Source organism: Francisella sp. XLW-1 (genome assembly GCF_008711455.1).
GTDB classification, from domain to species: Bacteria; Pseudomonadota; Gammaproteobacteria; order Francisellales; family Francisellaceae; genus Francisella; species Francisella salimarina.
On the sequence record NZ_VXKP01000002.1, the window covers coordinates 376,563 to 399,876 of the forward strand.

Below are 23,314 nucleotides of genomic sequence, written 5' to 3' on the forward strand. Positions count from 1 at the left end.
ACAATCTATGGTTATATGAGAGAATTCGAAGATCAAAAAAATCTTATTTTAAAATATAAATAGATGTCTACTAATGACTGGAAAAAAGCCCTTAAAGAATCTTTCTATTCACCATTAGAATTGTTAAAGTTTTTGGAAATAGATAGCGAAGAGGCCAAAGTTTCATTAAATATAACCAGGAAATTTAAAATGATAGTGCCTAGATCATTCGCTAATAGAATGCAAAAAGGTAATATCAATGATCCATTGCTCAAACAGGTTTTACCAACTATCGATGAAGAAGTGATAGATCAATCCTATAGTAGCGATCCACTTGATGAAAAAAATTATAATAAAGTGCCAGGACTATTACATAAATACCATGGTAGAGTTCTGCTGATATCACAAACAAGCTGCGCTGTGCATTGTCGCTATTGTTTTCGTAAAGAGTTTGATTATAAAGAAAATATCCCTGGTAGAAAAGATTGGTTAAAAGCATTTGAATATATAGCAAATGATAGTAGTATCGAGGAGGTCATATTAAGTGGAGGTGATCCTCTTTTGAATAATGATGAGATATTAGAATTTTTTGTAGAAAATATCCAGCAGATATCTCATATCAAAAGGCTTAGGATTCATTCAAGAATACCTGTAGTATTACCAGAGCGAATGACTGCTAAACTTTTGAAAATTCTTTCAGAGCATAGGCTTGATACTGTATTAGTGATACACGTTAATCATCCAAATGAGTTAGATGATAGTATTAGAGAGGTTTTAAAAGAAATACACAATCATGGCATAATTATCCTAAATCAAAGTACATTACTTAAAGACATAAATGATGATGCTAATGTATTATATGCTTTGAGTACAAAACTTATAAATGCTAAAGCGATTCCGTACTATATACATTCACTAGATACTGTCTCAGGAACTAAACACTATAATGTTGATAATGCTAAAGATATTATGAAAAAACTGTCTGAAATTTCATCAGGATTTATGGTGCCTGTATTAACCAAAGAGATCCCAGGCTATCCATCTAAAAAATGGTTATCTTTTCATAGCTAATTAAAGAATAAAATATGAATTGATTTTCTCAAGAAAGATTATCCTTATAGTTATAAGGATGGTTTAGATTAGATAGATTTGATATTAACAGCAGCCATTTTGCCTCTGTTTTCTTCAACTTCAAAGCTAATTTTTTCGCCTTCACGTAGAGTGCTTAAACCAGCATTTTCTACTGCACTGATATGAACGAACACATCTTTACCACCATCTTGAGGCTCTATGAATCCGAATCCTTTAGTCGTATTAAAAAATTTAATAGTACCTTGTCTCATTGTTTTATTTCCTTTTGTTTTGTTGTTTTATATAAGTTAAATCACATTAGGCTTAGTTTTAAACTTTAACGATTTACTTATAAAGAATAGATTATTGGAAATAAACTTCTGATTATATTAGTTTCGTAGTAGTCAAATTAAAGTTACAATATAAATAACTGACACAAATCATATAGTATAAAAGTATTAATTGAAAGCTTTTTAATGAAAACTAGGTATTTTAGTTAAATCAAAATCTTCTTCGTATTTGTCCAAGTCTTTTAGATATAAGCATAAATCTTGAAAATCTAAACAACTTTCTACCATCGAGGATTCTTTGTTATCACTAAAGTCTCTATCCGTCATATGGTTTATTAAATTAATAAACTGTTCCATAATCTCAGTATTGAATATACTAAGATCTGCTGCTTGAGCTATACTTACTTTTTTTGATTCTGATATTTTCTGGACTAAAGCAGTTATATCACTAAAAATAACTTCTACCATTTTATTATTTTCAAAATTAATGAATGTGTTTTTGGGATCAATCATTCTAAATATATATTGTTAAATAGATGCTTATTATACTCTTAAATGAGAGCATAACCTTGGTTATATTTGTATATGTCTTCATAATATGTATCTTTAGTGGATACTTTGTATTAACATTGATAGTGTATAAATAAAATAAAGCCTCTAAATCTTCTTTAGATACTTCATTGCTATTTTGCTAATAATAATTTTTAACCCTAAAAGAACTTTAATAGTTCTTAATATTCTAAAATTAAGAGAGGATAATATGCCAAGAATAATAGTCGATCCCAGAAAACCTTTTGATATTAGTCTAAGAAACTTCAAAAGAGCTTGTGAAAAAGCAGGTATTAAACAAGAGCTTAGAGAAAGACAGCATTACGTAAAACCAACCCAGAAGAGAAAAATGGCTAAAAAAGCAGCTATAAGTAGAGCTAAAAAAGAAGCAAGAAGGTCTTATTCTTATTAATTCTCTTATTAGTTCAATTTACAATTCCAGAACTTACATAAATCTTGATACTTCTAGCAATAGCCAAACCAATTAAATATAATAAATTCATACACTTATTTTCTATTTAAAATTCAAGCAAATGGCAAAAGCAAAAAAGACAGTTTCAGAGTCTATCGAAGTCACTTTATGGAAAGCAGCAGACAAACTTAGAAAAAATATTGATGCAGCAGAATATAAGCATGTTGTACTAGGTTTGGTATTCTTGAAATATATTTCAGATAGCTTTGAGGAACGATACGCAGAGCTACAAAGCGAAGAGTGGGCAGATCCAGAGGATAAAGATGAGTATTTAGAATCAAATATTTTCTTTGTGCCTACTAAAGCAAGATGGTCGTATCTCTTGGCAAATGCAAAACTACCAGAGATTGGTAAGCTAGTCGATGAGGCAATGGATGAGATCGAAAGAGAAAATAACTCTTTAAAAGGTGTATTACCAAAAGTTTATGCGCGCGATAATCTTAACTCGACAACGCTAGGTGAGCTAATCGATATAATTGGCAATATCTCAATTGGTGATACTCAAAGCCGCAGTGCAGATGTGCTCGGTCATGTTTTTGAGTATTTCTTGGGAGAGTTTGCATTAGCAGAGGGTAAGCAGGGCGGACAGTTCTATACGCCAAAATCTGTAGTTGAGCTACTTGTGAAAATGCTTGAGCCATACAAGGGTAGAGTATTTGACCCATGTTGTGGTAGTGGTGGTATGTTTGTTCAATCTGAGAAATTCGTTGAGTCGCATCAGGGGCAAATCAATGATATTTCTATCTATGGACAAGAGTCAAACCAAACTACTTGGCGACTATGCAAGATGAACCTAGCAATACGAGGTATAGATAGCTCGCAAGTTAAATGGAATTCTGAAGGCTCATTTTTGAATGATGCACATAAAGACTTAAAAGCTGACTATATCATTGCTAATCCACCATTTAATATCTCAGACTGGAGTGGTGAGCTACTGCGAAATGATGCAAGGTGGCAATATGGTACGCCTCCAGCTGGTAATGCCAACTATGCTTGGATACAGCATTTCTTATATCATCTAGCACCTACTGGAGTAGCTGGTTTTGTATTAGCAAAAGGGGCTCTTACATCAAACACTTCTGGTGAGGGTGATATCCGTAAAGCTTTAGTAGAAGCAAATTTGGTTGATTGTATAGTTAACCTACCTGCTAAACTATTTTTAAATACTCAAATCCCAGCTTCGTTATGGTTTATTAAAAGAGGTCGTAAGACAAAAGATATACTCTTTATAGATGCAAGGAATAAGGGACATCTAATCAATCGTAGAACTAAAGAGTTTAGTGATGATGATATTACAGCAATAGCGCAAACATATCATAACTGGAAGGTTTCGACAGGCTCAACCACCGTATTAAGTGCACTGAGCTTGTCGAAGTGTGATTCAGAATCTCCTAAATACGAAGACATCAAAGGCTTTTGTAAGTCAGCGAGTTATGAAGAAGTAGCAGAGCTAAACTATGTACTCACACCAGGTAGATATGTTGGTTTAGAAGAGGTTGAAGATGATTTTAACTTTGCAGAGAGATTTACCAGTTTAAAAACTCAATTAGCAGAGCAAATGCAACAAGAAGAAGCTCTAAACCAAAGGATTATGGATAATCTAGCAAAGATAAAAATAGTAGATGAATAAGACCACCCCACCGACAAGTCGGCACCCCTCCAACGGAGGGGAATTTGGAACTAGCTAAAGTTTAGGATATTCTCCTCCTTTGGAGGAGTACCTTGCTTGTAAGGGGAGGTGGTTTTGTATAGGTTGCAAAGCAAGACGAGGTAGTTCTTGAAAATAAGTTATACTCGCAAAGACAGGTATCTCTAAAGCATGGATGAGATTAAAAAAGATTCCCACCTGCGTGGGAATGACGAATTAAAAAATGTCATACTACGGCTCCGACCGTAGTATCCATAGACAGTGTTAAAATATGGTAGAAAACAAGCCTAATCTATAACTATAGATTAGGCTAAATATATTCAGTTATCTGGAATTTACGGACAACTGATGCAGATGGCAAAATTCCCCTTCTGTGAAGGGGTGGCAGTCGCTAGACTGACGGGGTAGTTTTAAAATATAAAAATGGATTCTATGATCGAGCCATAGAATGACCAAATAAAGGTTATATATGAGTGATATAGTTATTTATGAAGATGGTAATGTCAAACTAGAGTTATCTATAGAAGATAAAACAATTTGGCTAAATACTGATGATATAGCATCTATATTTGGTGTAAATCGTCCAGCAATAGTTAAGCATATAGGCAATATTTATAAAAGTGATGAATTAGATAAAAATTCAACTTGTTCCATTTTGGAACAGGTTGCGAAGCAAGACGTGGTAGTTTCTAAATATAAAGATGGATTCTATGGTCAAGCCATAGAATGACCAAAATGAAATGTAGGGGTCGTGCCTTGTGCCGACCTGTTTATAAAAAAATGTAAAAATGGATATAAGGGCAGCCACAGGGGATTGCCCCTACAATGTAAATTATAAAAATCTAAATAAATGTAGGGGTTGACCTGTGTGTCAACCCGATATGAAATATAAACCAAAATGTATAAAGGGCTAACACATAGGTTAGCCCCTACAATAAAAATAATAAAATTGATAATAAATGTAGTGGTTGATCTGTGTGTCAAACCCAATATGAAATATAAACCAAAATATATAATGGGCTAAGACATAGATTAGCCCCTACAATAAAACGGAATAGAAAATATGAGTAATTCAGAATTACCAAAGGGTGATACCCTGAGCTTGCCGAAGGGCTGGAGAGAGTGTAAGTTGGGTGATGCTCCTCTAAATGTAATAGATGGTGATAGGGGAGTTAATTATCCAAAAAAATCAGAAATGTATTCCAAAGGTTATTGTGTTTTTTTAAGTACAAAGAATGTGACTATTAATGGCTTTGATTTTACTGAAACATTTTATATTACAAAAGAAAAAGATGAACAGCTAAGAAAAGGTAAATTGAGTAAATATGATGTTATTTTAACCACTAGAGGTACTGTTGGAAATATTGCTTTTTATAATGATAATATAGATGTTGCTAATGTAAGGATTAACTCTGGGATGGTTATTATTCGCTCAACAAATATGTATCCAACATTCACTTATTATCAATTTAAATACTTGAGCAAGAGTGTCTTTTATGAATACATTTCAGGAAGTGCACAACCTCAACTACCAATACGAGATTTAAAGAAAATACCTATCAACCTCCCACCACTCGCCGAACAAAAAGCCATAGCCGAAGTGCTATCTAGCCTTGATGATAAAATTGACCTACTCCACAAGCAAAACCAAACCCTAGAAGATATGGCACAGACTCTTTTTAGAGAGTGGTTTATCGAAAAAGCTGATGAGGGGTGGGAAGAGGTGCCTTTGAGTGAGGTTGTAGAAACAACATCAGGAGGAACGCCATCAAGAAAAAATATGGACTACTATATTAATGGTAAATATAACTGGATAAAGTCTAAAGAATTAAATAGAAGTTTTATTGATGGCACGGAAGAGAAAATTACAGAAGAAGCCTTAAAAAAATCTTCTGCAAAATTACTTCCTAAAAATTCAATACTTATAGCTATGTATGGTGCAACAGTTGGGGAATATGCTATAACCACAAAAGAAATGACATGCAACCAAGCAATATGTGCTGTTAAGCCCAATAAGGATTATCCTTATACATTCCTTTTTATGTGGATAAAAAATTTAAGGGAAGAGATATTAAATATGGCTATAGGATCTGCACAGCAAAATATAAGCCAAGCTTTGATAAAGCAATTGATGATAAGTAAGAATATTAATCTGATTAAAAATTATCATAGTAAAGTATATGAATTATTTGAAAAAATACAAATAAACCAAAACCAAATAAAAACACTAGAGCAAACTAGAGATACTTTATTACCTAAATTGATGAGCGGGCAGGTGAGGGTAGTTTAATAAAAAATATTGACAGGTATGCTAAAAAATTATGGAGGTTATGTGACTAAAATCTTTTTAGACAATAATATCTTTGATTTTTTGTATGATAAAAAAATAGATCTATTACATGAGTTTCCTAAAGAGCAGTTTATTATATGTGTTCCTAAAGAAGTTAAGTTTGAGAGTGATTGTATGCCGAGTGACAAGCTTATTTTTGTTAAATCATTATTTGAAAACAATATTGTTATAACTCACTCCTATTTTGGTTTCTATGATGATAGACATGTTAATAACTTTCAAAGAGTTGGTGGGTATGATGAAGGAGTATATATCTCAAAAGTTGAAAGAGACTTTAAACTAGAGTTAAATAATAATTTTTTAAGCAATACTGATAAAAAACACCCAAAGCATAATCTATATAAAAATGAGGGTGATATAGCCTTAGCTGTTAGAAGTGTTCATAATATTGTATTAACTAATGATAGGAAAGGTTCTAAAGGAGCTAAAAAGGGTCCTTTGAATTATGCGTATGATGAAGGATATGGCGTAGTTTTTCTTAATGAATATGATGGTACAATTTCTTTGAAAGAGTATGTGAGAAGTAGTCTTGAAAGTAGAGGATTAAATTCTTGGTAGAGAAGAAGTGTAAGAATCCCCATCTAAAAAACTATTTCACTTAAATATTCAAACTTGTATAATTAAACTAAAATATGAAGAAAAATATATACTTTTTTCTTCAAAAAATAAGATCATAAAGTTATGCAATCTATAGAAAATAAAATACTTTCAAAGATATACGGTCATGGTAGGGGGTATAGCTTCTCTTCAAATGATTTTATAAAAGATTTTACAAAAGGAAGTGTAGATAGATCTCTTGCTAGTTTAGAGAAAAGAGGAGTAGTTCGCCGTATAGCTAGAGGGTTGTATGACTATCCTAGATATAGTGAATTACTTAAACAAAATCTAAGCCCCGATATTGAAAAAGTTGCTCATGCAATAGCTCGTAAGTTTAATTGGGATATCGAAGTTAGTGGTGACACTGCACTAAATTTGCTTGGACTATCTACACAAGTTGTTGGTAAATATATTTATCTGACTAACGGAGCTAATCGTAGTTATAAAATACTGGGTAATATAACAATTGAGTTTAAAAAATCAGCCTTAAAAAATATTGGTTTCAAACACAGGAAAAGCGTTTTGTTAGTACAAGCTTTAAAATCACTAGGTAAAGAGCATATAGATGATGAGATTATATCTAAACTACAAAATACTATAGATAAATCTATGTGTGACAAGATTTTAAAAGATACCAAAACTGCTACAAATTGGATTTATGAGATTATAAAAAAGGTTTGTGCATGCCATGGGGATAGATTGAATGGATAAATTGAAAAAAATTATATCCAAATATAATCATTGGCAGGATATAAATACATACATTGATAGGGTTGAAGCAGAAATTGATACTGATTTTGGAGTTGCAATAGGAAATGCTAAGGCAATTTTAGAAACGGTTTCAAAGCACATATGTGATAAAAAAGATATTACTGTAAAAGAAAATATATCTATGAATGGTCTAATAAAACAAGCATTTGATGCATTGGATGGAGATTTTAAGTCTTGTAAACAAATAGGTTCAGCTTTATCTACTATTGCTCAGGAAATTGGTAGTATAAGAAATAATATAGATATTACATCTCATGGTAAGTCACTTGATAAAATACAAGAGATACAAGAAAAGAACAAGAATATATCTTTATTAACTAAGGAGTTCCTTTTAGGAGCTATTGATATAGTTTCATCTTTTTTAATAGAAAGTTTTGAAACTAAAAATGTTAATATTATAAATCAATCTAAATATATAGAAGTATATGATGATAATGTAGGTTTGAATGAGTTTATTGATGAAAAATATGGTGAAGTAATGGTAGGTGAAGACTATTCTTACTCTTCATCTGAAGTATTATTTCATTTAGATAAAGAAGTTTACAAAGAAGAATATAATTTATTCATAGACAGTAATTTGGAAGAAATTGAGAAATGATTTTATCAGAATCTAAAATAGAAGAGTTTGCAATAAAGCTTTTAAAAAGAGAAGGCTATAACTATATATATGCTCCTGATGTAGCACCAGATACGGATAATCCTATTAGAACTACATTTTCAGATGTGGTATTAGAAAATCTTCTGCGTGATAAGCTTCTAGAAATTAACCCTCAAATTCAGTCAGATTTAATAGATGATGCTATCAAAAAACTTTTGCGTACTTCTTCTGATGAGCTTTTAGCCGATAATGAGCTTATTCATCAATATATTACTCAAGGTGTCAAGGTTGAATATACCAAAGATGGTGCAACTAGAGGCGAGATTGTCAAACTTATAGATTTTGATAACCCTAGTAACAATGATTTCACAGTGATGAATCAGTTTACCATTATCGAGAATGATAATAATAAACGCCCAGATTTAATTATTTTTGTAAACGGCTTGCCATTGGTAGTTATAGAGCTAAAAAATGCTACTGATGAAAATGCAACTATCAAATCAGCTTTTGACCAAATCCGTACTTATAAAGCTACTATTCCAAGTTTATTTAGATATAACGCTATTTGTGTGATTAGTGATGGACTAGAAGCAAAAGCAGGGACTATTTCAGCTGATATTAGCCGTTTTATGAATTGGAAATCTAGTGATGGTATAGCCGAGAGCTCAAAACTAGTGCCACAATTAGAAACTCTAATTTTAGGGATGCTAAATCCTATAACCTTATTAGATCTTATCAAAAACTTTATCGTATTTGAGAAAGATAAAAAGCAAGATGAAAAAGGACAAACCCAAGTTTTCACAATCAAGAAGTTAGCAGCATATCACCAATATTATGCAGTCAACAAAGCTCTTAAGAGAACTCTACAAGCGAGCCATAAAGATGGCGATAAAAAAGGTGGTGTAGTATGGCATACCCAAGGTAGTGGTAAATCACTATCTATGGTTTTCTATACAGGTAAGACTGTACTAGCTCTAAATAATCCGACTATTGTAGTTATCACAGATAGAAATGATCTTGATGATCAGTTATTTGATACTTTTGCAGCATCAAAAAGCCTACTAAGACAAACTCCAGTACAAGCAAATAATAGAGAAGATCTCAAAAGGCTACTCAAAGTAGAAAGTGGTGGTATTGTATTTACAACTATCCAAAAATTCCAACCAGAAGAGGGTAATGTTTACGATACATTATCAGCAAGAGACAATATTATCGTAGTAGCAGATGAGGCACACCGTACCCAATATGGCTTTAGTGGAAAGACTGTAGATGATAAAGATGCCGATGGTAATGTGGTTGGTAAAAAGACAGTTTATGGCTTTGCTAAATATTTGCGTGATGCTCTACCTAATGCTACATATCTAGGTTTCACAGGTACACCAGTTGAGGCTAATGATAAAAATACCCCTATGGTTTTTGGTGATTATGTCGATATTTATGATATTTCACAGGCTATAGATGATGGTGCGACTGTACCTATATATTATGAATCTCGTTTAGCTAAGATAAATCTCAGTGAAGAGGGCAAAGAGCTTGTCAAAGAATTAGATGAAGAGATTGGTGAGTTAGATGAGTCACAAAAAGCAAAAGCAAAGTGGACAAGATTAGAGGCTCTAATTGGAGCAGAGAATCGTATCAAAGAAGTAGCAAATGATATTGTCATTCACTTTGAAGCTCGCCAAGAGGTATGTGATGGTAAGGCTATGATTGTTGCTATGAGTCGTAGAATAGCTGTTAGATTATATGATGAAATAGTCAAACTTCGCCCAGCATGGCATGATAAAGATTTGGATAAAGGCGTTATAAAAGTTGTAATGACAGCTAGCTCTAGTGATGGTCCAGAAATGGAGCAACACCACACAAGCAAGCAACAACGCCGTAATCTTGCAAATCGTATGAAAGACACCAAAGACGAGTTAAAACTAGTAATAGTCCGTGATATGTGGCTAACAGGTTTTGATGCACCATCTATGCATACTTTATATATTGATAAACCTATGCAAGGTCATAATCTAATGCAGGCTATAGCAAGAGTTAATAGAGTCTACAAAGACAAGCCAGCAGGATTGGTAGTTGACTATCTAGGTATTGCAAGTGATCTCAAAAAAGCATTATCTTTCTATAGTGATAGTGGTGGTAAGGGTGATCCAGCACAGACACAAGAAAAAGCAGTTAGCCTAATGCTTGAGAAATTAGAAGTAGTCTCACAAATGTTTCATGGTTTTGACTATGAGAAATATTTTGATGCTGATACAAGGCAGAAATTAGCTATTATCTTAGAAGCAGAGGATTTTATTTTAGGTTTAGAAAATGGTAAAAAACGGTTTGTTAATGAGGTTGTAGCATTATCAAAAGCTTTCGCTATAGCTATGCCACATGATGATGCAGTAGATGCCAAAGATGAAATAGCATTTTTCCAAGCTATCAAAGCAAGATTAGCAAAATTTGACTCTACAGGAATAGGCAAAACTGATGAGCAGATAGAGACAGCTATTCGCCAAGTTATTGATAAGGCTTTAGTAACAGATCAAGTTATAGATATATTTGATGCTAGCGGTATCAAAAAACCAGATATATCAGTATTATCAGATGAGTTTCTAGCTGAAGTTAGAGATTATAAGCACAAGAACATTGCTTTAGAAACACTCAAGAAACTTCTAAACCAAGAGATAAAAGCTCGCTCTAAAACTAATCTAGTCCAAGCAAAGAGTCTTAAAGAGATGCTAGAGGACTCAATTCGCCGTTATCATAGCAAAGCTATTTCATCAGTTGAGTTTTTAGATGAGCTAATAAACCAAGCTAAAGAAATTAAAAATATGGATACTGAGTATCAAAAGCTAGGTTTGACAGAGTATGAGTATGCCTTCTATACAGCAGTAGCAAATAATGAGAGTGCTAAAGAGATTATGCAGACTGACAAGTTGCGAGAACTAGCTATAGAGCTATTTAATCGCTTAAAATCATCAGCATCTATTGATTGGACAAAAAAGGAGTCTGTGAGAGCTAAACTTAGAGTTACAGTCAAAAGAACGCTCAGACAATTTGGTTATCCACCAGATATGCAAAAACTAGCTACCGATACTGTACTTAAACAAGCAGAGCAGTTGGCAAAAGAGCTTTTGAAATAATATTAGCGTTTATTTTTAAACATCGTCTAAATAAATATTTTAACTGTATATTCAAAGGTGAGCTATAAATAATTTTTTAAGTGAAATCTTTTAGGTGGGTTTATAGGTGGGTAGAAACAAAAAAGCCCGCTACAAAGTAGGCGGGCTCTATGTTTATGGCGGAGAAAGAGGGATTCGAACCCCCGGACCTGTTACAGTCAACGGTTTTCAAGACCGCCGCTTTCGACCACTCAGCCATTTCTCCGAACTGATGGAGTATATTATACAATTATTTGTCTGCATTGCAAGGCGATTTTTGACAAAAATACCAAGATATTTGAAGATTTATATAGTAACTTTTATAAAAGATAATATATTATCGATAATATAGCTTATATTTAAAGGTTGAGTGATGATAAATTTTTTAGCAAAAAATCAAAATTGGGCAAAAATAGCTCCATGGGCTGGTATATTCTTTACAATATTACTATTTGCTAATTTTTCTGTATATGATCCACATTTTTGGGGATTAATTAATATTCCTATGTATTTGTTCCATCAGACAGAGGAGCACTATGTACCAGGTGGCTTTAAAGATTTTATGAATCGTACAGTTATGGCATTGCCACAAGGTCAAGAAAAACTTACAGACATTAAGATATTTTGGATAAATATACTTATGGTGTGGTTAGCATTTGCAGTTTTTGGAACTTTGAGCTTTATCAATCTTGGTTTTGGATTGTTGATTATAATTTTTAGTATTATAAATTGCTTAACACACATTGCAGAAGGAGTTAAGCGTAAAAGCTGGAATCCTGGATTAGTTATGGCTAGCCTACAGTTTATCATATCTATATTTGCAGCTTATTATGTAACAGTACATGGTTTGGATAATCCTGTAGCTTGGTGGATAGGGACAATAATTTTTTCAATCTTTGCGCATATCTTATTATTTAAACTTGTAATGACTAAAGATTAGTCATAAATCTATATTTATAAATAGACATTTCTGATACATCATATTATTATCTTGCTTAAAATTTGTTTAGCTAAATCTAATAAAAGAGGCTCAAAAATGTCAGATACTAGATATCAAATCACCAAAAAAGTTACTCTAGTGGGGATGTTTGTTAATGCATTGCTTGCTATTTCAAAAACATTTATTGGAATTATAGGACGCTCACCAGCATTGTTTGCTGATGGCATACACTCATTTTCAGATCTCTTGAGTGATGCTATGGTTTTATTTGCTGCTAAGTATGCTAATAAAGGCGAAGATCACAACCATCCTTATGGACATGAAAGATTAGAGACTCTAGCGACATTAGTGCTTTCTGGTTTACTTATATCTATAGGTTTTTTGATTGTATATCATTCGTTAGCTACATTGATACTAGGTGAATATGAAACTCCAGATAGATTTACTGTGTATGCAGCAGTTTTTTCTATATTTGGCAATGAATTTATCTATCAGTATACTATGCGAGCTGCAAATAAAATTGATTCTGATATGTTAAGGGCCAATGCTTGGCATAGCCGTTCGGATATGTGGTCTTCAGTAGTTGTTTTAGTTGGCTTGTTTGGTGCTTTTTTAGGTTTCCCATGGATGGATGCAGTTGCTGCCCTAGTAGTCTGCTATATGATCGTTAAGATGGGTGTCAAGTGGGGTTACTCTGCTGTTGCTGAGCTTATTGATGAAGGTGTTGATGCTGAGACACGTAAAAGCATCAAAGAAATAATTACCAATTCCGAAGGGGTGCATGATTTTCATTTCCTAAGAACTAGAAAAATGGCTGGTAAAATTGTATTGGATGTACATATTTTAGTTGATAAGTTTAGTACAGCTTCTGAAGGTCACTATATAGCAGAGATTGTTAAGAGTAATATTTATCATAATATCGAAAATATCAAGGATATTACAGTGCATGTGGATGTTACAAATCATGAAGATGGTGTAATTAAGCTTGAGAACTTTGAGCCTTCTCGTTTGGAAATACTATCTGAGATAAAAGCTATTTTTGATGAAAATAATATTCCAGAAAGTAATATTTTAGATAAAAAGATGTCTATATATTATTTTGAAAATGAAATTTTAGTAGATCTATATGTCAAAAGATCAAATGATCTAAAAAGACTATCTAAAGTATTGAGCAACTTCTCTGTAAACGGTTATAATATTAATGTAAGCTTGTACTGTAATTTAGCTGATAGCTAATACTAAGGAGATTAAATGAAAATCAAAAAAGCGGTTTTTCCTGTTGCCGGTTGGGGAACTAGATTTTTACCAGCAACTAAATCATGTCCTAAAGAAATGTTAACTGTTGTCGATAAACCATTGATCCAATACGCAGTTGAAGAAGCCATTGAAGCTGGCTGTAAGGAGATAATTTTCGTTACAAGCTCAAATAAAAAGTCTCTTGAGGATCATTTTGATAGAAATTTTGAGCTAGAATATTCATTAGAGAAAAAACAAAAATATGAGCTACTAGATTTAGTCAAAAATATAATCCCGAAAGATGTGAGCTTTTTCTTCGTTCGTCAGCCCGAAGCTCTAGGGCTAGGTCATGCTGTGCTATGTGCTAAACCTCTTGTGGGTATCGAAGACTTTGCTGTAATACTGCCTGATGATCTAGTATATAATCATGATTGTGGCACTGGTACCCTTAAACAAATGGTCAAAGCTGTAGAAGGTACTGATATTAGAGGTTGTATAGCTACTCAACAAGTTAAAAGAGATGAAACTAGCTCTTATGGTATTGTAGCTAAAGATAGTGAAAACCTTATAAAAGCAATAGTTGAAAAACCAGCTCCAGAAAAAGCACCATCAACAAATGCTGTAGTCGGAAGATATTTGCTACCAAATAAAATTTTCAGATGTCTAGAATCAACTTCAGAAGGTGCAGGTGGGGAAATTCAACTAACAGATGCAATAGCTAAACTTCTTGATCAAGAAGAAAAAATTCTATCTTATGAGTTTAAAGGCACTCGTTATGATTGTGGTAGTAAATTAGGCTTTTTGATTGCCAATTATGAAATAGCTCTTCAGCATAAAGAATTGGGTGATAAATTTAAAGAGTATCTTCAAAATAGATAAATCTTTATCAATAATTGATAATTCTTATTAAATATTGATAGTGCAAATATAGTCAAAAATTCAGCTAAATATGCTAATATAAATTTTAATCGTGTTTTTAAAGTTAATAATATGCCGTACTCAAGTTTTCAAGTTTCAGAAGACTTCATAGCCCAGGCTAATGTCAATGCTGAGCAATATGAAGTTATGTATAAAGAATCGATAGAAAATCCAGAAGCATTTTGGTCAAAGCAAGCCCATCATATTAGCTGGCATAAACCATTTGATAAAGCTTATGCAAGTAGTTTTGATCCAGTTGATATTCAGTGGTTTAAAGGTGGTGAGCTGAATGTTTGTTATAACTGTGTTGACAGGCACTTAGTAGACAAAGCAAATAAGATTGCATTTGTTTGGCAAGCTGATGATCCATATCATACTAAAAATATTACATATAGAGACTTGTATCATAGAGTATGTGAAATGGCTAATATACTTGAAGCTAATGGTGTCAAAAAAGGTGATGTTGTAACCATCTATATGCCAATGATACCAGAGGCAATATATGCGATGTTAGCTTGTGCACGTATAGGAGCTATGCATTCAGTTGTATTTGGAGGTTTCTCAGCAGAAGCACTTAAGCAGAGAGTCATAAATGCAGATAGTAAGTTTATAATTACAGCAGATGAAAGTATTAGATCAGGTAAGAGAATACCTCTTAAAAAAAGTGTAGATAGAGCAATCTCTGGTTTAGACTTTGTTAGAAATGTCCTAGTTGTGAGTAGGACTAAGACAAAGGATATGGTCTGGAACGATATGGATCTTTGTTATGATAAAGAGTGTGCTAAAGTTTCTGATGAACATAAAATAGAATTCTTTGATGCAGAGATGCCTCTGTTTATGCTGTATACTTCAGGATCAACAGGTACTCCGAAAGGTCTTGTCCATACTTCAGGAGGGTATCTTGTCTATGCAAGCATGACTCATAAGTTAGCTTTTGACTTGAAGGAAGATGATGTCTACTGGTGTACAGCTGATATTGGTTGGATTACTGGGCATAGTTATGCTGTTTATGGTCCGCTTGCTAATGGTTGTACCTCCTTAATCTTTGAAGGTGTTCCAACATACCCAGATGCTTCTAGAATGTGGAAAGAAGTTGATAGACATAATGTGAAATCGCTATATACAGCACCAACTTTGATTAGATTATTAATCAAAGCTGGGGATCAATATCTTAGAGATTCAGATAGAACTTCATTGAGGGTATTAGGATCTGTAGGAGAGCCTATTAATCCAGAAGCATGGAACTGGTTTGTAGAAAAGGGTGCTAATAATCAAGCACCTCTTGTAGATACTTGGTGGCAAACTGAGACTGGTGGACACATGATCTTACCACTACCAGGAGCACACAAGTTGAAGCCAGGGTCTGCATCTAAGCCTTTCTTTGGTGTTGATGTGGCTTTATTAGATACAGATGGTAAAGAGATCGAAGGAGTTGGCAAAGGAGCTTTGTGTATTAGAGCTGCGACTCCTGGTATGGCTAGAACTATTTATGGTGATCATGATAGATATATTCAAACATACTTTAGTAGTTTCAAAGGTTTTTATTTCTCAGGAGATGCTGCTAGAAGGGATGAAGATGGCTATATCTGGATAGAAGGTCGTATGGATGATGTTATTAACGTATCAGGCCATAGAATGGCAACTGCTGAAATAGAAGCTGTATTGAATACTCACTCTAGTGTTGCAGAATCTGCTGTAGTTGGTATGCCTCATGATATCAAAGGTGAAGCAATTTATGTCTATTGCATACTAAAAGATGGTCATGATGGTAAGGGTGCTGGAGATGAATATCTTGATAGCATCAGAAAAACATTGGTATCTTATATTAGACAAGAGATTGGTCCAGTAGCAAGTCCAGATGTGATTCAGTTTACTCCAGATTTACCAAAAACTCGTTCTGGTAAAATTATGAGAAGAATTTTGAGAAAAATAGCAGCAAATGATTTTGATAATTTAGGTGACACATCTACACTTTTAGATCCGAGTATAGTAGAGTATCTGATAAAAAATAGATAACCTAAAACTCATGAGCTCTTCTTTATTTCAAGGGTATGTCAAAATATTCTTAGCCTTGGTTTTTTGGGCTAGCTTATATCATATAGCACCTATTCCATTAGAGTATGTCGATATATATATGGTTGGTCTTATTCGTTACATTATGGCGTCTTTGATTTTTCTTGTAGTGCATTATATTTTTACCAAAACATTATTTCCACGCTTAAATCTTAGACAATGGCTTTATGTTATAGCTGTAGGGTTCTTTGGAGTGTTCTTGTACAACATAACATTCTTATGGGCTGAGAAACTTATATCAGGAAATATTGTTGCGATTATATATGCTTTTAGTCCATGTTTAATAACTATACTGTCAAGCTATATGTTCAATATGAGAGTTAATCAACAAGCAAAAATAGGTATCTTAGTTGCTTTGTTAGGTACAATTGGTGTTGTTATGTTTTCTAGTGGTGCCTCACAATGTTCAACTAGCGTAAATATGAATCTCGGAGAAGTATTAAGTATATTAGCAGTTGTTTGTTTCTCAGCTTATGCAATATTCGGTAAATGTTGTGTAAGAGAAGGTGTTGATATGATTACAATCAATACTTATGGAGCTATAGTTGGCATGATAATGTTTGCTGTTGTAAGTTTATTTAAATCTGATTTTTCTCAACTTGCTAATACAGACATTAAGTTCTGGGTGAGTATGTTATACATAGCTGCATTTGCAACGGTATTAGCTTATTTATGGTACTTAAGAGCTCTTGAAGAAATTGGGGTTTATAAGACGGCAGTTTTTCAAAATACTATGCCATTCTTAGTTATTTTGATTGGTTTTGTTTTATACGGAGAAACAATTTCGATCTTATCACTACTTTTTGGGGGAGTAGTATTCTTGGGTGTGTATATGACAAATGTTGCAGTTAGTAAAAGAGCTTAAGTTATAATTTATTCTTAAAATCCGCACCGTATGGTGAATACTTAAATCCGATACTTTCACGATTATGAACTTCAACAAGCCTTGAGTGTAGATTAGAACTAGTAGCCGAATCTCTATGGAATTTACTCCATTGATTGTTTTTGTAGGTGTCTTTACAACCTACGAGCATGAAAGCTAGGCTTATAAAGCCTATGATTTTTTTTAGCACAATTGAAAATTCATAGATCAGTTAATAATAAAGTTAATTATATATTATTGGGTTAAATTAACGAATAGATAAAGATTTTTAAACAGTAATTATTCATGAAAATAAAGTTTTACTAATCAATTTTTAATAGATGCTATTATTTTTTTCTATATATTCGTGGATTAATAATGGTTATCCTTAGTGCGTTTTTCATTTATCTGTATTGGTTGTATGAATAATAGAGGTTTCTCAATAACAGAGCTAATGATAGTGGTAGCTATTTTCGCTATTATAGCTGCTGCAGCGCTGCCGTTATATTTAAATTATCAAGTTAGAGCAAAGCTTTCAGGTACTGATATGACAGCTAGAAGCTATATTGATGAAATGACTCATTATGCAAACGTAAACGGCGAGTTTCCTGATGATGATTCTGAGCTTTGGGGGTGTGTTGAAGTAAATAAAGGTAGTGTTGTAGAAGTATGTAAGGAAAAAGTAGATGCTCAAAATGCATATATTGAAGTACATGTTGAACCAACTTTAATACCTGATATTACAGATCCATATTACCAGTATAACCTATCTATAGTAGAGTAAATTTAAAATTAGGAGACAGATAATGAGTATAAAAAAAGTAATAATTATTTTTTGGAGTATTTTTTTTAGTATTTTATTATTGAATGCTACAAATCTAGAAGTTGTAAAAAGCGCTGGAAACATTCCTATAAATATGGTGCCCGGAGTTACAAATCCTATAGGCGAAAACGAATCAGCACACTCTGAAAGAGATAGCTATTTTAGTCAAATAGGTCTTTTGAATGCTAGTCAAGTTCAAGTAAATGATGAAGATAGCGGTATTTATGTTGGTGAGGATTCAGAAGGTAATAAAATGTTTGCTTTTTATCCATCTGTTGAAGTTCCTGAAGATTCAATTATGGGTCAGGGTGATCCTGATCAGATAGTTAATAATATTGCAGAGAGATACTCCTCCTCTTCTGATAGCTTCATAGCTGAAGCTGCAAAGAACTTCGTTGAGGCAGTCAAAGATCTAGAACCATCTGACTTTAAAGGTTGGAGTGCTATGGGGTCTGCTTGTTCTTCGGCAGGATTATCAAGGGTTAAATTTAGATCACCGGGAAGCTTATCTAATACATGTGGAAACCCAAGTTATCCTAATACTGTACTATGTACTCAGTCATCAGGAGGAGCTGCTTTTTCTAATATAGATTCTAGTTTAGGATACGGGTGTGCAAGTTAGAAAGCACTTATCGCTGCATCTCTTCTAAAAACCACCTATCAAGAGAAATTATACAGTTTCCATATTTAATAGAAGCGTAAGTTCCTCCATTATATGCTGAGCTAATATCTGAGCAGATATTATCACGGTATCCTTTAAAATCTTTGATGTTAGATCCTTTAAGAGAATATAGTTTTTTGTCATACGTTTGCATTTGAGTCTTGAGGCATTGGTTAATTTCATAAGCATTACCATCACATACTGGATTATTGGCAAAAACTAGTATTGGTAGAAACAGTGAGAGTATTATTCTAAGCATTATTCTATATTTCGATAATATGACTATCTAAGTCAAGAAAGTCATTAATTTTATTTTTTTCGGTTGTGGTAATGAAAACCTGTGATTTTAGCTTTTTTAGATAGTTAAATAGTGTCTGTGTGTGAATATTATCAAGTTCAGATGTTATATCATCTATTAGATAAATACATTTATTTTCATTTTCTAGGTTATGAATTTCTCCTTGTGCTAGTTTGATTGCACAAATTAGTAGTTTTTGTTGACCACGGGAGAAGATATCCTGTATTGGCTTATGATTTGTAGTTAGGACTATATCTGCCTTATGAGGTCCATGATTAGTTACATTGTATCTATTATCAGATTCAAATGACTCCTCTAAAACCTGTGTTAGACTTTTGTGTGAATTCCAACCGCGGAAGTAATCTATGTCCAGTTTCAAATTTGGGTTAAACTGCGATAGAATTTCATAGATCTTTGGTTTTAATTTTGAGAAATAAGTATGTCTTTTTTTATCCAATATATCTGCAAATTCACATAATTTTTTATCTATTCCGTTAATATAAGTTTTAGGATAGTTTTGTTTGAGAGCTGAGTTTCTTTGCTTTACTAAAAATTTGGTTTGTTGCCATATTTTTAAAAATGTTTTATCAAGATAAAAAGCTCCCCAGTCGAGTACTTTACATCTTTGTTGAGCACCTGAATTTATAATGTTGAAGCTTTCAGGATTCATTAATTGGATAGGTAAAACTCGAGTTATCTCAGTGTGATTTTTTTGAATTTCTGAGTTTAGTTTTGAAATATTATTACTATTTTTCTTGCGTGATAGTGAGATGATTACTTCATCTTGGTTATAGGCTTTAGTGTATACTATAAACTCATCGCAATCATGATTAATTATGCGATTGAGCTGTGAGCTGCGAAATGATCTACTATGTGAGAGAAAATATATCGACTCAAGTATAGATGTTTTACCAGAACCATTTTTGCCAACTATAAAGTTTATACTATTTTTAAAATCAAAACTCTTAAAAGGAATATTTCTAAAGTTTTGTAAGCGTAAGTTGGCTATATACATTTTTTAGATAAATTCTAAGCTGTTATTATAAATTTGTTGTTTTAGTATATCAGGATTTAGTTGATAAATATCCTTAAGCAATTCAAAAATTGTAGGTATATTTTCTGGAGTGTTAATATCTTCATGACTATTATAAAGTCTCATGTCAGGTGAGTCTGTTTCTAAAACAATATTTTTAGGATTAACTTTTTGTAGAGTTTGTTTAAGTTTTGATTGTGGATGAGAGATAATTCCTCCAATGCCTAATTTAAAACCAAGATCTATATACTGTTGTGCGATAAAATCATTTGCGTTAAAAGCGTGAATAATGCCACCATTAGTAAATTTTAAATCTTTAATGATTTGTAGTACCTCACTATGAGATTTTACAGCATGAATAATTACTTGTTTATTGAGATTTTTAGCAATAGCTATTTGCGCTGAGAAAAATTCTATCTGTTTATCAAAGTTTTCAAATCTTTTATCTAGACCAATTTCCCCAATTATTTTAGTTGAGTGTTTATTGCTATATTCCTCTAAAGCATTTAAGTCAGAGATACTATGATTATTAATAAATACTGGATGTAAGCCAAAACAAATAGATATATTATTATATTGATGATTAAGTTGAATTAGATTGTCCCAATTATTTCTTTGAGTAGCAGGGTTTATAAAGTGAGTAATACCTAATTCATCACAGTTTTGTAATAGTGTAGTTCGTGTTTTATCAAAAATAGTAAAATCTAAGTGACAATGCGTATCAATAAACATAGATGTTTAGTTAAATTCTTTGGGTTATTAAGTTATAATATAGCCCAATATTCATAATAATTATACTTTCCAGCATCTAGAGAGTATTAATAAAGTAAACATTTATCTATAGGGTTTGTAAATGAGCAAAGTTACAAAAGATTTTTTATTTGAATTAGGTACAGAAGAATTACCTCCAAAAGCATTGCGAAATTTAGCACAGTCACTGTTAAACAGTGTAAGTAACCAATTACAAGAGGCAAAAGTTAGTTTTGGTAAAACTAAGTGGTTTGCGTCACCAAGAAGGTTATCTTTTGTAATTAAAAATTTAGCAGAGTTTCAAGATGATATAGTTATTGAAAAACAAGGACCTTTAGTAAATATTGCGTATAAAGATGGTGAACCAACAAAAGTAGCTTTGGGATTTGCAAATTCTTGTGGTGTAGAGCTTGATCAGTTAGATAGAATCGAAACACCAAAGGGTGACAAACTTTATTATAAAACTACACAGTCTGGTCAGCCAACTATTTCCTTATTGCAAGAAATCATTGCAAAAGCGCTTAAACAGCTACCAATTCCAAAAATGATGCGTTGGGGTGATTCGGTAGTTGAATTTGTGAGACCTGTGCATTGGGTCTTGGCATTATACGGTAGAGAAGCTGTTGATATTGAAATTCTAGGACATAAGGCTTCTAATGTTACTTATGGGCATAGGTTTCATCATCCTGATGCAATATCTATCAATGAGATTTCTGAATATGAGGGAGTATTAGCTGAAGCTAAAGTTCTTGTCGATTGGGAGCAACGCAAGCAGATGCTAATTGAACAAGCCCAAAAGATAGCTAAAGAAAATAACTATAAAGTAGTTTTGGATGATGATCTTGTTGAAGAGGTTTGTGCTATTGTAGAGTATCCAAATGCTATGCTATGTAGTTTTAATAATGATTTCTTGAGAGTACCGCAAGAGGCGTTGATATCCTCAATGGAGGAGCATCAAAAGTGTTTTGCATTATTAGATTGCGATAATAATCTTGTTGCAAACTTTATTACAATCTCAAATATTGAGAGTAAGAAGCCTGAGCTTGTAACATCTGGTAATCAAAAAGTTATGAACGCAAGATTAGCTGATGCGGCATTTTTCTATGATACAGATCTGAAGAAATCTTTAGAACAGTTATTACCTAGATTAGAAAATGTTACATTCCAAAATAAACTTGGAAATATGTATCAAAAAGCTCAAAGAATTGCTAATACAGCACAGAAATTAGCAGATTTGAATAATGTAGATAGCCAACAAGCTTACAGAGCTGGTTTATTAGCTAAGGCTGATTTGATATCTGATATGGTATTTGAGTTTACTGATCTACAAGGTATCATAGGTAAGTATTATGCAAAAGCGCATGGTGAGGCAGGTATTGTCGCTGATGCTATAGAACAACAGTATTGGCCAAAATACTCTGGTGCAGAATTACCAAAAACTGATGTCGCAGCTTGTGTTGCATTGGCGGAAAAGTTAGATACTCTAGTTGGGATATTTGGAATTGGTCAAAAACCAACAGGAAACAAAGATCCATTTGCTCTAAGAAGATCTGCAATTGGTATTCTACGTATTCTAAGAGATACAAATATTGATATAGCTTTAGAAAAGATTATCGAAATTGCATTAGATAGCTATAAAGAAGTTAATAACTTAGAGTTTAGATCTGATATGAAAGCAGAAGTTATATCATTCTGTCTAGATAGACTAAAAAATCTATATAAAGATGAAGGTGTTGCTGTAAATATCTTTGAGTCAGTGATTAATACAAAATATGATTCAATCAAGGATTTTGCAGCTAGAATATTGGCTGTAACTAGCTTTCTATCTTCAGATAAAGCGCAGAGCCTTATAGCATCAAATAAGCGTGTTGCTAATATTCTTAATAAGAACGCTTCCGATGAGAATAAGGATTTTTATGATATTGAGTTAGCTAAATCGATAGGTAATGAGTATGAGCTAGCACTTGCTTATAGTATCGAAGAAATAAGTGCTGATCTTGATAAGTATTTAGACAATAGAGACTATGGCTATGCTTTAGAGCTTCTAACTTGTCTTGATAAAGTCATTAGTGAGTTCTTTGAAAATGTAATGGTTATGGATGATGATGCCAGTGTCAGAGATAATCGAATTGCATTACTTGCAACTATTCATAAGATGTTTATTGGTGTAGCTGATATTTCAAAACTTTAATCTTTAATATATTTATTTCATCACTTTTCTGTTTTATTATGTTTAATAAAACAATCTT

23 protein-coding genes and 1 tRNA gene are annotated in these 23,314 nt (G+C 32.8%); 17 read left to right on the top strand and 7 right to left on the bottom strand.

Annotated elements, in window-relative coordinates:
• Nucleotides 1–63: 63 nt before the first annotated feature.
• Nucleotides 64–1,050, top strand: a complete 987-nt coding sequence (epmB, locus tag F3D59_RS04330; RefSeq protein ID WP_150463930.1) for an EF-P beta-lysylation protein EpmB — start codon at nt 64–66, stop codon at nt 1,048–1,050.
• A gap of 68 nt (nt 1,051–1,118) precedes the next feature.
• On the opposite strand, the gene F3D59_RS04335 is transcribed toward epmB, so the two are convergent.
• Together F3D59_RS04335 and F3D59_RS04340 are read right to left on the bottom strand one after the other, a co-directional pair.
• The gene (locus F3D59_RS04335) at nt 1,119–1,322 is read right to left on the bottom strand and encodes a cold-shock protein (protein WP_013923275.1); all 204 of its coding nucleotides are present in this window, start codon (nt 1,320–1,322) and stop codon (nt 1,119–1,121) included.
• Between the two features lie 201 nt (nt 1,323–1,523).
• Nucleotides 1,524–1,853, bottom strand: coding sequence for a hypothetical protein (locus F3D59_RS04340; RefSeq protein ID WP_150463931.1), 330 nt, complete (start codon nt 1,851–1,853; stop codon nt 1,524–1,526).
• A gap of 247 nt (nt 1,854–2,100) precedes the next feature.
• On the opposite strand from F3D59_RS04340, the gene rpsU reads away from it, so the two are divergent.
• The 8 genes from rpsU (at nt 2,101) to F3D59_RS04380 (ending at nt 11,453) form a co-directional block, all read left to right on the top strand.
• Nucleotides 2,101–2,301 (top strand): 30S ribosomal protein S21, encoded by a 201-nt coding sequence (gene rpsU / locus F3D59_RS04345; protein WP_146421252.1) that lies wholly within the window; start codon nt 2,101–2,103, stop codon nt 2,299–2,301.
• 121 nt (nt 2,302–2,422) lie between these two features.
• Nucleotides 2,423–3,991, top strand: coding sequence for a type I restriction-modification system subunit M (locus F3D59_RS04350; protein WP_150463932.1), 1,569 nt, complete (start codon nt 2,423–2,425; stop codon nt 3,989–3,991).
• Between the two features lie 487 nt (nt 3,992–4,478).
• A complete protein-coding gene (locus tag F3D59_RS04355) occupies nt 4,479–4,739 on the top strand; it encodes a hypothetical protein (protein ID WP_191092432.1) in 261 nt (86 codons plus the stop codon).
• A 333-nt stretch (nt 4,740–5,072) separates the two neighbouring features.
• The gene (locus F3D59_RS04360) at nt 5,073–6,299 is read left to right on the top strand and encodes a restriction endonuclease subunit S (protein WP_150463933.1); all 1,227 of its coding nucleotides are present in this window, start codon (nt 5,073–5,075) and stop codon (nt 6,297–6,299) included.
• A gap of 42 nt (nt 6,300–6,341) precedes the next feature.
• On the top strand, nt 6,342–6,917 hold the full coding sequence (locus F3D59_RS04365; protein WP_150463934.1) for a hypothetical protein: 576 nt from the start codon (nt 6,342–6,344) through the stop codon (nt 6,915–6,917).
• A 123-nt stretch (nt 6,918–7,040) separates the two neighbouring features.
• Nucleotides 7,041–7,667 carry a DUF6088 family protein gene (locus F3D59_RS04370; protein ID WP_150463935.1) on the top strand — a complete coding sequence of 209 codons (627 nt, stop codon included), beginning with the start codon at nt 7,041–7,043 and terminating at the stop codon, nt 7,665–7,667.
• Nucleotides 7,660–8,325 carry an abortive infection family protein gene (locus F3D59_RS04375; protein WP_150463936.1) on the top strand — a complete coding sequence of 222 codons (666 nt, stop codon included), beginning with the start codon at nt 7,660–7,662 and terminating at the stop codon, nt 8,323–8,325. Before F3D59_RS04370 ends, F3D59_RS04375 begins: the two co-directional genes overlap by 8 nt.
• Nucleotides 8,322–11,453: a type I restriction endonuclease subunit R gene (locus F3D59_RS04380; protein ID WP_150463937.1), complete on the top strand. Its 3,132-nt coding sequence runs from the start codon at nt 8,322–8,324 to the stop codon at nt 11,451–11,453. The genes F3D59_RS04375 and F3D59_RS04380 overlap by 4 nt, the downstream gene beginning before the upstream one ends.
• Nucleotides 11,454–11,609: 156 nt before the next feature.
• On the opposite strand, the gene F3D59_RS04385 is transcribed toward F3D59_RS04380, so the two are convergent.
• Nucleotides 11,610–11,697 (bottom strand) — tRNA-Ser (locus F3D59_RS04385).
• A 144-nt stretch (nt 11,698–11,841) separates the two neighbouring features.
• Here F3D59_RS04385 and F3D59_RS04390 point away from each other — a divergent pair.
• From F3D59_RS04390 to F3D59_RS04410, 5 genes are all read left to right on the top strand, one after another.
• Nucleotides 11,842–12,411, top strand: a complete 570-nt coding sequence (locus F3D59_RS04390; protein ID WP_150463938.1) for an HXXEE domain-containing protein — start codon at nt 11,842–11,844, stop codon at nt 12,409–12,411.
• A gap of 96 nt (nt 12,412–12,507) precedes the next feature.
• Nucleotides 12,508–13,647: a cation diffusion facilitator family transporter gene (locus tag F3D59_RS04395; protein WP_013923271.1), complete on the top strand. Its 1,140-nt coding sequence runs from the start codon at nt 12,508–12,510 to the stop codon at nt 13,645–13,647.
• Between the two features lie 15 nt (nt 13,648–13,662).
• Nucleotides 13,663–14,526: a UTP--glucose-1-phosphate uridylyltransferase GalU gene (galU, locus tag F3D59_RS04400; RefSeq protein WP_146421255.1), complete on the top strand. Its 864-nt coding sequence runs from the start codon at nt 13,663–13,665 to the stop codon at nt 14,524–14,526.
• Nucleotides 14,527–14,637: 111 nt separating this feature from the next.
• The gene (gene acs / locus F3D59_RS04405) at nt 14,638–16,581 is read left to right on the top strand and encodes an acetate--CoA ligase (protein ID WP_150463939.1); all 1,944 of its coding nucleotides are present in this window, start codon (nt 14,638–14,640) and stop codon (nt 16,579–16,581) included.
• Between the two features lie 10 nt (nt 16,582–16,591).
• The gene (locus F3D59_RS04410; RefSeq protein ID WP_150463940.1) at nt 16,592–17,503 is read left to right on the top strand and encodes a DMT family transporter; all 912 of its coding nucleotides are present in this window, start codon (nt 16,592–16,594) and stop codon (nt 17,501–17,503) included.
• Nucleotide 17,504: 1 nt separating this feature from the next.
• On the opposite strand, the gene F3D59_RS04415 is transcribed toward F3D59_RS04410, so the two are convergent.
• The gene (locus F3D59_RS04415) at nt 17,505–17,711 is read right to left on the bottom strand and encodes a hypothetical protein (RefSeq protein ID WP_150463941.1); all 207 of its coding nucleotides are present in this window, start codon (nt 17,709–17,711) and stop codon (nt 17,505–17,507) included.
• 210 nt (nt 17,712–17,921) lie between these two features.
• On the opposite strand from F3D59_RS04415, the gene F3D59_RS04420 reads away from it, so the two are divergent.
• On the top strand, nt 17,922–18,284 hold the full coding sequence (locus F3D59_RS04420; RefSeq protein ID WP_191092433.1) for a prepilin-type N-terminal cleavage/methylation domain-containing protein: 363 nt from the start codon (nt 17,922–17,924) through the stop codon (nt 18,282–18,284).
• Between the two features lie 22 nt (nt 18,285–18,306).
• Nucleotides 18,307–18,945, top strand: coding sequence for a hypothetical protein (locus F3D59_RS04425; RefSeq protein ID WP_150463943.1), 639 nt, complete (start codon nt 18,307–18,309; stop codon nt 18,943–18,945).
• 7 nt (nt 18,946–18,952) lie between these two features.
• Here F3D59_RS04425 and F3D59_RS04430 read toward each other — a convergent pair whose 3' ends face one another.
• Genes F3D59_RS04430 through F3D59_RS04440 form a run of 3 tightly spaced genes read right to left on the bottom strand, consistent with a single transcriptional unit; the run spans nt 18,953 to nt 21,047 of the window.
• The gene (locus tag F3D59_RS04430; RefSeq protein WP_150463944.1) at nt 18,953–19,243 is read right to left on the bottom strand and encodes a DUF1311 domain-containing protein; all 291 of its coding nucleotides are present in this window, start codon (nt 19,241–19,243) and stop codon (nt 18,953–18,955) included.
• 4 nt (nt 19,244–19,247) lie between these two features.
• On the bottom strand, nt 19,248–20,297 hold the full coding sequence (recF, locus tag F3D59_RS04435) for a DNA replication/repair protein RecF (RefSeq protein ID WP_150463945.1): 1,050 nt from the start codon (nt 20,295–20,297) through the stop codon (nt 19,248–19,250).
• A 3-nt stretch (nt 20,298–20,300) separates the two neighbouring features.
• Entirely contained in the window at nt 20,301–21,047 is a 747-nt protein-coding gene (locus tag F3D59_RS04440) for a TatD family hydrolase (protein WP_150463946.1), read from the bottom strand.
• A gap of 121 nt (nt 21,048–21,168) precedes the next feature.
• On the opposite strand from F3D59_RS04440, the gene glyS reads away from it, so the two are divergent.
• Nucleotides 21,169–23,256, top strand: a complete 2,088-nt coding sequence (gene glyS / locus F3D59_RS04445; RefSeq protein WP_150463947.1) for a glycine--tRNA ligase subunit beta — start codon at nt 21,169–21,171, stop codon at nt 23,254–23,256.
• Nucleotides 23,257–23,314 lie beyond the last annotated feature (58 nt).